We start from the raw sequence: 10,245 nt of genomic DNA on the forward strand, positions 1-10,245 counted from the left end.
ATGAAAATCAACGTAGTAGGGACCAGCGGCGTCGGCAAATCTACCCTCGCGCGTCGGCTGGCTCAGGAACTGTCATTACCTTATATCGAAATGGATGTGCTTTACTGGCGGCCGGAGTGGCAAGGGACGCCGGATGATGAGTTTTACGCCAAACTTGCCGCTGCTCTCGACGCGCCAGGCTGGGTGTTGGACGGTAACTACAACCGCAGTCGTGCGGTGAAATGGCGTGAGGTTGATTTGGTGGTGTGGGTGGATTATAGCTTCTGGCGCACCTTCCGCCAGGCGGTATGGCGGGCGGCCTCCCGTGCAAGCCGCCGACAGGAGCTATGGCCTGGCACCGGCAATTGCGAAACCTTCCGCCGCTCCTTCTTTAGTCGGGAATCCATTATTCTCTGGACGCTAAAGACCTGGCGTAATAATCGCCAGCGCTATCTGGAGGATATGCAGGACCCACAATATCAACATATCCGCTTTGTGCGTTTGCGCAACCAACAGCAGACCGAGGCGTTAGTCCGCGAGCTTCAACAGCAATGCCGGACGTGAACCAGGAGGCGCGCCGCGCCGCCTCCGGGATTGTCTTATCATTCGATAAACTTCGCGGGCACCGCCGCCGTTAACCAAACGCCATTCTCCGCCTGATAAAACTCAATGTTCTGCTTATACATCGATAAGGCATTAATTTTCAGCACCACGGGCTTACCGTAACGTTGTCCCACCTCAGCCGCGGTTGTTTCGTTGTCGGACAGATGCACATATTGTCTGGCACCGGGAATCAACCCCTGCTCACGGATCGCATCAACAAATCGCGTTGCGGTCCCATGAAATAAAAACTCAGGCGGCGTTGTTGCAATAAACGTGATATCAACCTGTCGGGAAGAGTGCCCCTGAACCGCGCGGATGCGTTGGCCATCGGCTGAAATGGCAAAGCGCTTTTTATCGTTGTTTTCAACAATTGATTGAATGAGCTGCCTGTCGAGCTGCACGCGTTCTCTGGCCGCGCAGGCAATCAATGTGTCGATATCCGCCCAGCCTTCGTTATCCAGTCTCAGTCCGATGGCTTCGGGCTGATGGCGTAAGACATAACTTAAAAATTTACTCACTTCTGTATGTGATTTGCTCATTAAATTTAACCCTTGCTTCCTTGTTGAGGGGGAGTGATTAGCGTGCTTTCATATTACTCATAACATTGACCAATGGTTTTTTTATCAGCGATGATCCATAACGTGCGGCCAGAAGAGGCTGAAAGAGGCTGTTTCTTCGCTCCCTGTGCGCCTATAATTGCAGCCCGAATTTTGATGTTGGCAAGGAGCCGCGTGTGGCGACAATAATCAATAACGCAATGCTCGATGCCATTTTGGCTGAAGTCAGGCCGCTGATTGGGCGCGGCAAGGTGGCGGATTATATTCCGGCGCTGGCCAGCGTCAGCGGCGATAAGCTCGGCGTTGCTATCTGTACGGTGGATGGTCAACACTACAGCGCTGGTGATGCTCACGAGCGTTTCTCTATCCAATCTATCTCGAAAGTGCTGAGCCTGATAGTAGCAATGAACCACTATCAGGAAGAGGAGATCTGGCAGCGAGTGGGCAAAGATCCTTCCGGGCAGCCATTTAACTCGCTGTTGCAGCTGGAAATCGAACAGGGTAAACCGCGCAATCCGTTTATTAATGCCGGGGCGCTGGTGGTCTGCGATATGCTGCAAAGCCGTCTTAGCGCACCGCGTCAGAGAATGCTGGAAATCGTCCGTCGCCTGAGCGGCGTGAGCGATATTGCCTATGATCCGGTGGTGGCCCGTTCCGAATTTGACCACTCGGCGCGTAACGCCGCCATCGCGTGGCTGATGAAATCGTTCGGCAACTTTCATAACGATGTTGCGACGGTGCTGCAAAATTACTTCCATTACTGCTCGCTGGAGATGAGCTGTGTCGAACTGGCGCGCACGTTCTTGTTTCTTGCCGATAGCGGCATTGCTCCGCACCTTACGTCGCCGGTTATTGCACCGATTCAATCACGCCAGGTTAATGCGCTGATGATGACCAGCGGCATGTACCAGAACGCCGGTGAATTCGCCTGGCGCGTTGGTTTACCGGCGAAATCCGGCGTTGGCGGGGGGATTGTGGCTATCGTCCCGCAGGAGATGGCGATTGCGGTGTGGAGCCCGGAGCTTGACGAAGCCGGGAACTCGCTGGCCGGTATCGCTTTACTGGAAAAACTCACCCAAAAACTGGGGAGGTCGGTGTTCTGATGGTGCCAATCGACACTCTATTTTCTCGCCTTCAGCGTTCCACTTTTCGCTCCCGATTTCGCCTTGGCGTTAAGGAGCGGCAGTATTGCTATGATAAAGGGGCGGACGTTATTGACCAGCACGCCGCCGATTTTATCGGCAAGCGGTTGGCTCCTGCTGAAATACCTAACGATGGTAAACAAACCCCAATGCGTGGGCATCCGGTGTTTATTGCGCAACACGCCACCGCTACCTGCTGTCGCGGGTGTCTGGAAAAGTGGCATGCCATCCCGCAAGGACGGAGACTTAGCGAGCAAGAGCAGCGCTACGTGGTGCAGGTCATTCACCACTGGCTGGTCATCCAGATGAATTCTCCCGACCAACGCTCGCTTTAATTCATCAGGCGTCGGTGTATGCCTGATAATTATTCTCATGATATGATGCCGTGCTAACTAATTATTAACATAATAATTGCCTGAAACAATTAGACGGATAATCATGAATGTCTCCACTGTCGATTCGGTCATTCACGCTGTTTCGTGAGGAACAACCCGTGCGCGATGCGCTGGTCTTGTTCACGTTAACGCTACTGCTGCATTTCTTTGGCGCGATGCTGCGTCTGGTTCAGGAACTGTCATTCTTTTGGCCGCTGAATGCGGTAATGGCGGGTATTTTCGCACGTTATATTTGGCTAAATCGCAGTTATTTTTACGCCGTCTGTTTTGCCGCCATGCTGGTTTATGACGGTTTAACTTCGCGCTGGGGAATGGGCTTTGCTTCCTTCCTGATTAATTTCTCCAATATTGTCTTTATTGTCACCCTTGCTCAGTTGATCCTGTGGGATAAACGGCGAACGGATTCAATGCCTGGCCCGATTAACGCGCTGAGTCTGTTTTGCTATTGTTTGCTGGCGGCGTTGTTGTGTGCCGCCGTGGGTGCGCTGGGGTCGGTGGATGTTGAACGCGCCACCTTTATTCCCCAACTGGCGGACTGGTTTAGCGAACAGTTTTCAACAGCCGTGCTGATTCTGCCGTTTATTTTGACACTGACGCTGCCCTCGGCATTTGGCCGTTTTCGCTTGCGTCAGCTGCTGCCGGCTATTGCCCTGGTGTTGTCGATTATTCTCGGCGTCGCCGTTGGCGGGGCGGGAAGCATTACTTTTCCGCTACCGGCGCTGATTTGGTGTGCCATTCGGTATCCCTTGCCGCTAACCTGCCTGTTGACCTTTATTACCGGAATTAGCGAAATTTTGCTGGTGGCCAACTCGCTTATCCATCTCTCGCACGATGCGCGGATGCAGCCGTGGCAGCTCTTCTCGACCCGGCTTGGCATAGCGGCAATGCTGATTAGCCCGATTATTGTTGCCTCCAGCGTCGAAGCGATTAATAACTTGATGAAACAGCTGGCGCTGCGTGCTGATTTTGATTTCCAGACGCGCGTTTATTCCCGTTCCGGTTTAAGCGAGGCGCTGAAGCGTCGGCCATTATCATCCCAAAATCTATTAACGGTCATGGTGCTGGATATTGACGGCTTTAAACAGGTCAACGATTGTTGGGGGCATGAGTGCGGTGATTGCGTGCTGGCCCAGTTTGCACAGCAGGTGCGGCTGCTGGCGGGTGAACAGGGCATGGTGGCGCGTATTGGTGGCGAAGAGTTCGTGGTCGCGGCGTTAACGGCCTCAGAGCAGGAAGGACAACTACTGGCGGAGAAAATTCGCCAGGGCATCGAATCGCAAACCTTTACCTGGGGTCAAAGCCAGATCAAACTGACTATCAGTATGGGAATGGAGAGCCGACAGCTCGGCGCTGCGCGGGTGAACGATCTGTTTAATCAGCTATTAATGGATGCTGATGATTATATGATTCGGGCGAAAAAAGCTGGGCGTAACCGGATCTGTACGGAAAAGCTGGCTGAAAGCACGCTATAAGAAAACGCGATGATAAATATTGTTGTGTTAAATATACGTTAAAAACATAGTGGTGTGGTCGATTTCAAGGAGTTACTTATGACCACATCCTTTTCTCTGCGCACGCTGTCGCGTGACGATATTCACGAACACCTTTCTCAATTAACCGACATCCTCGTCAGTTGCGTCAGCGGCGGGGCATCGGTGAGCTTTATGCAGCCCTTTAATCCGCAAACCGCGACGGCATTCTGGCAGAGAATGGCGCAGAGCGTTGCCGCCGGGGAACGAACCATCCTCGCGGCGGTGGATGCGCAACAGCGGTTGGTCGGTACAGTACAGCTAATTACCGACCAACCGGAAAACCAACCGCATCGTGCCGACGTCGCCAAACTTCTGGTTCACCAAAATGCACGTCGACAGGGGCTGGCTAACGCACTGATGAACCGGCTGGAAGAGATCGCGCGTGAGCAGGGTAAGAGCGTTCTGGTGCTGGATACGGCGACGGGCAGTGGCGCAGAAAACTTTTATCTTCAATGCGGTTGGGAAAAAGCCGGGGAAATTCCGCGGTATGCGCTGATGCCGGACGGAGAGCTGACCGCGACATCTCTGTTCTATAAATTTCTGTAATATACCCGTCATACTTCAAGCTGCATGTGCGTTGGCTACGTTCGCTCACCCCAGTCACTTACTTCAGTAAGCTCCTGAGGATTTACTCACTTGCCGCCTTCTTGCAGCTCGAATTATTTAGGGTATAAATTTGATATTGCATACAGCTTTGATCAAAACAGGGTTTCACTCGTGTAAAAACCTGATAACTTATTGGACCAATTACTCAGGTTGTATGACTACTCTATGAGGGAACCCTTGTGAAAACATTAAACCGTCGCGATTTCCCGGGCGCGCAGTACCCTGAACGTATCATCCAGTTTGGCGAAGGAAACTTTCTGCGCGCGTTTATCGACTGGCAGATCGATCTGCTGAACGAGCATACCGACCTGAATTCTGGGGTGGTGATCGTGCGTCCGATTGAGAGTTCATTCCCGCCGTCGCTCAGCACTCAGGATGGTCTCTATACCACGATCATTCGTGGCCTGAATGAGAAGGGCGAAGCGGTCAGCGATGCAAGGCTGATTCGTTCTGTAAACCGGGAAATCAGCGCCTATGCGGATTACGATGAGTTGCTGCGTCTGGCGCATAACCCTGATATGCGGTTTGTGTTTTCCAATACCACTGAAGCGGGCATCAGCTACCACGCAGACGACCGTTTCGATGATGCGCCTGCGGTTAGCTATCCGGCGAAGTTGACCCGCCTGCTGTTTGAGCGCTACAGCCATTTCTCCGGTGCGGCGGATAAGGGCTGGGTCATCATCCCTTGCGAACTGATTGATTATAACGGGGAAGCGCTGCGTGAACTGGTGCTGCGCTACGCGCAGGAGTGGGCGTTGCCGCAAGCGTTCCTGACCTGGCTGGATGAGGCTAACGCCTTCTGTTCCACGCTGGTGGACCGCATTGTTACCGGCTATCCGCGTGATGAAGCGGCGCAGATTGAAGAGCAACTGGGCTATAAAGATGGTTTCCTTGACACCGCAGAGCACTTTTATCTGTTTGTGATTCAGGGACCAAAATCCCTGGCCGCGGAGCTACGCCTCGACAAGTTGGCGCTTAACGTACTGATCGTTGACGATATTAAGCCGTATAAAGAGCGCAAAGTCGCCATTCTTAACGGTGCGCACACTGCGCTGGTGCCGGTCGCTTTCCAGGCTGGCCTGGATACCGTTGGTGAGGCGATGAATGACACCGAAATCTGTTCTTTCGTCGAGAAGGCGATTTATGAAGAGATCATTCCGGTTCTCGACCTGCCGCGTGATGAGCTGGAATCTTTCGCCAGCGCGGTAACCGGGCGCTTCCGTAACCCGTACATCAAGCACCAGCTCCTGTCTATCGCCCTTAACGGGATGACCAAATATCGCACCCGCATTTTGCCACAGCTGTTGGCGGGGCAGACGAAGGGCGGCAAGCTCCCGGCACGTCTGACTTTTGCACTGGCGGCGCTGATCGCGTTTTACCGCGGTGAGCGTAACGGCGAGAGCTATCCGGTGCAGGATGACGCTGAATGGATGGAAAGCTATCAGGCGCTGTGGGCCCAGCATCGTGATGCGCAAATCAGCACCGGTGAACTGGTGAAAGCGGTGCTGTCCGTTGAATCCCACTGGGAGCAGGATCTGACTAAAGTTTCTGGCCTGGTAGAGCAGGTTACGCAGGATCTGGATGCTATTCTGCGCGATGGCATGCGTGCGGCGGTTAAACCGCTGTGCTGATGTTCTTAAAGACCTCACGCTGGATTTTGCAGACCGGGTAAGGCGGCGGCCGCCACCCGGCGATTATCCAGGCGCACGATCTCAACCCGGCTACCGCCGGGTTAGTTTTGCGCTTAAATTAGTTACAACATACTTTTATTTTTTTCTCTAAGCAGGTTTGCAACATCGCGCAACCTTTGCCTGGCAGACAAACCAAAGGCAATTAAGATAAAAGGATGAATTGTGCCCCAGGCGCTTGAAGAAATTATCTGTCCGGAAAATAATGGCTTATCCGTTTAAGGGGAAATGCGATGGTCATTGAGATTCGCGAAGCAGGTCCGCAGGACAAAGCGCAGTGGTTACAGCTGTGGGAAGGTTACACCAAATTTTACGGCAGCCCGCAGCCGCAGGACGTCACTGAATACACCTGGCAACGCCTGCTTGATACCGCTTCGCCGCTGTTGGGCCGCGTTGCCGTGGTGGACGGGAAAGTGGTTGGGTTTGCGATTTGCGTGCTCCACGAAGGAACATGGGTAAAAACCCCCATCTGTTATCTGGAAGATCTGTATGTTGACCCGCAGGTGCGCGGGCGCGGTATCGCCAGGACGCTAATGCAATCGCTGCAAGCGGAAGGCATAGAGAAAGGATGGTCGCGTCTTTACTGGCATACTCGCACTGACAATCCGGCCCGGCGTCTTTATGATGAATTCACGCCAGCTGATGACTATGTTCGCTACCGCATAACGCTCTAAAAGTCTGAGATTAAGAAGTTGTTAAGATTTTATCTGTAAAACAGGTGAAAACGACTCAGGAGAAGCAAAAATGGAAAAACGCATAGAGACAGTCGTCAATTTAATCATGTTTCTTTCGCTGTTGGCCACCGCATGGGACCTCTCCCTGGTACATCACCTTTCCTGGTAAATCAGATGATACGGCGCTCGTTTCGGCGCCGTATTCCCATTCTTATCGTTCAAGACGAGCGTCGCGCCACTATAAACAGGCGAGGAAATAACAATAAAACCTTTCCGTTACACTGTAACGGATAATGCTCTCTGAGCAGTTCCAGATAGCGCTCAAGAAACGCCTCGCGCTGCTGTTCATCCAGCGGTTGCAGAAACGGTCTAAGCCCTGTGGACTGCAACCAGTCAATAATGGCCTGATGTGAATCCAGAGGGTGGTAATAGGTTGTGCGCCAGATATCCACCTCGCAGCCGCTAGCGGTCAGAATATCGTAATACTCCTGCACGCTCGGCAGCGGATGACGTCCGCTAGCCGGATGCCCCAACTCGTTTGCTACCTGGCGCATCAGGGTATGCGACGGCTCCTGCCAGTTATCAGGCATCTGCACCGCCAGCACGCCATTCGCCGCAAGATTCCCCACCAGATGAGGAAACAGCAGCTGATGATCGGTTAGCCACTGCAGAGAAGCATTGGCGTAGATCACGTCCGCTGGGCGCTCGGGGCGAAACTCACCGATATCTGCGGCGACAAACCGGCAATCGGCAAGCGTCCGGGCGGCTTCTTCCAGCATCGCTGGTGAATTATCGACGCCAATAATCGTTGCCTCCGGCCAGGCGTCGCGCAACAGGGCGGTACTGTTGCCCGGTCCACAGCCTAAATCGATGGCCAGCGCTGCGGGGTGATGGGCGATACGGGCGAGAAGTTCAGCGGCGGGGCGCGTACGTTCCGCGCCAAATTTCAAATACAGTGAAGGGTTCCAGTCTGCCATAGTGCGCTCCGGTTGTGAGAAACTTGCCATCAGCATAGACGGCAATGATGCTCTGGCAACAAAATCGTTGACGCTTTTCAGTGACACCGTCACTTTTTTATGCACCGTGCTGAGCGATGCATCACGGTACTTTCAGTGGTTGCCAGGTAGACTACGCGCCGTGAAATAGTGGCTATCGGAAGGACAATGGCTCTAATAATTAAGGTGTTACTTGAAAATCGACTCGGTGAGGGAAAGGACAAAACGCTGCGGGCGAAACCGGGTTTGAGCCTGCTTTTGCAAGATGAAACCAGCCGCGTCCTGTTTGATACCGGGCCTGACGGCAGTTTTTTACACAATGCCCAGCGTATGGGCGTTTCTTTAAAAGATTTAACTGCGACGGTGCTGTCGCATGGGCACTACGATCACTGCGGCGGCGTGCCGTGGCTACCGGATAACAGTCGTATTATCTGCCATCCGCAGATTGCGCAGCGGCGTTACTCGGCGCTATCGCTGGTCGGGCACCGCTGGAAAATTAAGAAACTATCGCGGGAAATCGACTATTCCCGCCACCGGATGGAGTATAGCCGCGAGCCGTTGCGGATTAGTGAGCGGTTAACGTGGTCCGGTGAAATTGCCGTCGCCAGGCCAAAAGCTTACGGCGTACTTGATGGTCAGACACAGGATTATATTGCCGATGAAGGCGTGCTGATCTACCGCTCGACCCGAGGGCTGGTCATTATCTGCGGCTGCGGACATCGCGGATTGATCAATACCATCAGGCACTGCCAGAAGATAATGGGCGAACAGAAAATACACGCTGTCATCGGCGGTCTTCATCTGCGCAGCGCTTCCCCCTGGCTCATACGCCAGCTGAAACTGTTTTTGCAGCAGCAAAAGGTAGAAAAAATTATGGCGTGCCACTGCACCGGCTCATGGGGGCGATGGTGGCTTTCAGCGGACGCGGCCCCGGCAACGGGCGATACGTTAGTGCTGGAGTAGCGGCTTAATTTATAATTGAGTCACATATAAATAACATTTTTGTCATTTATTAAGTACATTATTTCCAACCCTATACACCTTCCCCTTGGGGGAAGGTCAAATCGTTATTTCACTATTATGTGTAAAGGTATATAGAGAAACTTCATTCTGTTTAATACCTGTTTTTCCTTCTGAAATATTATTTAATTCTGCCGGTGAGTGTGATTTAATTCGGCGGTCATCTCATTGTGAATATCAATATGATCCCGTTACTTCAGGCATTATTTAAACAAGCAACCCGGCGCAGGCTACGTATCCGCGCTGGGCTTGTTATTGCCTGTTGGTTACTGCTCAATCTTCAGCTCGCGGTCACGGCGCATCATGGCGGCGGCCAACCATCGGTCGCGCCGGAAGTGCAGGTTCACCATATTGTTGATGGCATGGTGAGTATGCCCGGTATGGAAAGCGCTGGTCAGAAGGTTATTTGCGAGAAACACTGTGACCCGGACACGGCTCAACCTAATTCTTCAACTGCGCTACAGCTGAATGCTCTTCCCTCAGAGACCGCGCTGTTAGTGGTTTCCCCGCAGCAGGAAAGTTGCGCTGAACGTATGGACTGGCATACGCCGCCGGTCACTGGCCCTCCGGCTGAAATACGCTTCTGCCGCTTCAGAGAATAAATCTCCGTTAAAAACATCCATCAGATCTGCCCGGTCTGCGGGCGACTTTATGTTTTTTTCGGAGATATTATGATGCGTTCTACTTCTATTTTTCTGCTTATTACCAGCGTTCTGACCTTTACCGCCGTCTCATTTACCGCCAGCGCCGAAGACAGCACCATGCATCACCACAATATGTCCACGATGACGGACATGTCGGATATGAATAAGCAGGATGATTCCGTTACGACTTATTCGGCAAATGGGCTGATTAACGCCTGGCGCGATAATTCGGTATCCATTGCCCATTCGCCCGTTGCGCAACTGAACTGGCCCGCGATGACCATGAGCTTTGCGCTCGGCGAGTATCAGGGTGAAAAGTTAGCAGTGGGGCAGCGGGTTAATTTTACCTTCCGTCAGACTGACTCCGGCTACGCGCTCGTTACCATTACCGCGCAATAACTCCGGAGTCA

General features: G+C 52.8%; 12 protein-coding genes. 10 read left to right on the forward strand and 2 right to left on the reverse strand.

Annotated features, from left to right (window positions below; genetic code table 11):
* Entirely contained in the window at window positions 1-543 is a 543-nt protein-coding gene (locus HV127_RS20980) for an AAA family ATPase (RefSeq protein WP_182238468.1), read from the forward strand.
* Window positions 544-581: 38 nt separating this feature from the next.
* Here the strand turns inward: HV127_RS20980 and HV127_RS20985 are convergent, their stop codons facing one another.
* Window positions 582-1,121, reverse strand: a complete 540-nt coding sequence (locus tag HV127_RS20985) for an RNA 2'-phosphotransferase (protein ID WP_182238470.1) — start codon at window positions 1,119-1,121, stop codon at window positions 582-584.
* A 194-nt stretch (window positions 1,122-1,315) separates the two neighbouring features.
* Between HV127_RS20985 and glsB the strand changes: the two genes are divergently transcribed.
* From glsB to HV127_RS21015, 6 genes are all read left to right on the forward strand, one after another.
* Window positions 1,316-2,242, forward strand: coding sequence for a glutaminase B (glsB, locus tag HV127_RS20990; RefSeq protein ID WP_182238473.1), 927 nt, complete (start codon window positions 1,316-1,318; stop codon window positions 2,240-2,242).
* Window positions 2,242-2,616 carry a DUF4186 domain-containing protein gene (locus HV127_RS20995; RefSeq protein WP_182238475.1) on the forward strand — a complete coding sequence of 125 codons (375 nt, stop codon included), beginning with the start codon at window positions 2,242-2,244 and terminating at the stop codon, window positions 2,614-2,616. The genes glsB and HV127_RS20995 overlap by 1 nt, the downstream gene beginning before the upstream one ends.
* 107 nt (window positions 2,617-2,723) lie before the next feature.
* Window positions 2,724-4,148 carry a GGDEF domain-containing protein gene (locus HV127_RS21000; protein ID WP_182238477.1) on the forward strand — a complete coding sequence of 475 codons (1,425 nt, stop codon included), beginning with the start codon at window positions 2,724-2,726 and terminating at the stop codon, window positions 4,146-4,148.
* A 78-nt stretch (window positions 4,149-4,226) separates the two neighbouring features.
* Window positions 4,227-4,754, forward strand: coding sequence for a GNAT family N-acetyltransferase (locus tag HV127_RS21005; protein ID WP_182238479.1), 528 nt, complete (start codon window positions 4,227-4,229; stop codon window positions 4,752-4,754).
* Window positions 4,755-4,993: 239 nt separating this feature from the next.
* Window positions 4,994-6,445, forward strand: coding sequence for a tagaturonate reductase (locus HV127_RS21010; protein ID WP_182238481.1), 1,452 nt, complete (start codon window positions 4,994-4,996; stop codon window positions 6,443-6,445).
* A 290-nt stretch (window positions 6,446-6,735) separates the two neighbouring features.
* Window positions 6,736-7,176, forward strand: a complete 441-nt coding sequence (locus tag HV127_RS21015; protein WP_182238483.1) for a GNAT family N-acetyltransferase — start codon at window positions 6,736-6,738, stop codon at window positions 7,174-7,176.
* Between the two features lie 218 nt (window positions 7,177-7,394).
* Here the strand turns inward: HV127_RS21015 and tam are convergent, their stop codons facing one another.
* Complete coding sequence (tam, locus tag HV127_RS21020; protein WP_182238485.1) at window positions 7,395-8,153, reverse strand: trans-aconitate 2-methyltransferase; 759 nt, start codon at window positions 8,151-8,153, stop codon at window positions 7,395-7,397.
* A gap of 186 nt (window positions 8,154-8,339) precedes the next feature.
* Here tam and HV127_RS21025 point away from each other — a divergent pair, with 186 nt between their 5' ends.
* From HV127_RS21025 to HV127_RS21035, 3 genes are all read left to right on the forward strand, one after another.
* Window positions 8,340-9,134: an MBL fold metallo-hydrolase gene (locus tag HV127_RS21025; RefSeq protein WP_182238487.1), complete on the forward strand. Its 795-nt coding sequence runs from the start codon at window positions 8,340-8,342 to the stop codon at window positions 9,132-9,134.
* A gap of 239 nt (window positions 9,135-9,373) precedes the next feature.
* Window positions 9,374-9,793, forward strand: coding sequence for a hypothetical protein (locus HV127_RS21030; protein ID WP_182238489.1), 420 nt, complete (start codon window positions 9,374-9,376; stop codon window positions 9,791-9,793).
* Between the two features lie 69 nt (window positions 9,794-9,862).
* Entirely contained in the window at window positions 9,863-10,234 is a 372-nt protein-coding gene (locus HV127_RS21035; protein WP_228727482.1) for a copper-binding protein, read from the forward strand.
* Window positions 10,235-10,245: the final 11 nt, after the last annotated feature.

The sequence above is a fragment of the Klebsiella sp. RHBSTW-00215 genome (assembly GCF_014103785.1).
Classification (GTDB): domain Bacteria; phylum Pseudomonadota; class Gammaproteobacteria; order Enterobacterales; family Enterobacteriaceae; genus Klebsiella.

What these genes read in the sequence shown, in the direction of transcription:
- HV127_RS20985 (WP_182238470.1), bottom strand. Translation starts at nt 1,121, where the DNA reads ATGAGCAAATCACATACAGAAGTGAGTAAATTTTTAAGTTATGTCTTA.
- HV127_RS20980 (WP_182238468.1), top strand. Translation starts at nt 1, where the DNA reads ATGAAAATCAACGTAGTAGGGACCAGCGGCGTCGGCAAATCTACCCTC.
- HV127_RS21015 (WP_182238483.1), top strand. Translation starts at nt 6,736, where the DNA reads ATGGTCATTGAGATTCGCGAAGCAGGTCCGCAGGACAAAGCGCAGTGG.
- HV127_RS21000 (WP_182238477.1), top strand. Translation starts at nt 2,724, where the DNA reads ATGTCTCCACTGTCGATTCGGTCATTCACGCTGTTTCGTGAGGAACAA.
- HV127_RS21005 (WP_182238479.1), top strand. Translation starts at nt 4,227, where the DNA reads ATGACCACATCCTTTTCTCTGCGCACGCTGTCGCGTGACGATATTCAC.
- HV127_RS21025 (WP_182238487.1), top strand. Translation starts at nt 8,340, where the DNA reads ATGGCTCTAATAATTAAGGTGTTACTTGAAAATCGACTCGGTGAGGGA.
- HV127_RS20995 (WP_182238475.1), top strand. Translation starts at nt 2,242, where the DNA reads ATGGTGCCAATCGACACTCTATTTTCTCGCCTTCAGCGTTCCACTTTT.
- HV127_RS21035 (WP_228727482.1), top strand. Translation starts at nt 9,863, where the DNA reads ATGATGCGTTCTACTTCTATTTTTCTGCTTATTACCAGCGTTCTGACC.
- HV127_RS21030 (WP_182238489.1), top strand. Translation starts at nt 9,374, where the DNA reads ATGATCCCGTTACTTCAGGCATTATTTAAACAAGCAACCCGGCGCAGG.
- tam (WP_182238485.1), bottom strand. Translation starts at nt 8,153, where the DNA reads ATGGCAGACTGGAACCCTTCACTGTATTTGAAATTTGGCGCGGAACGT.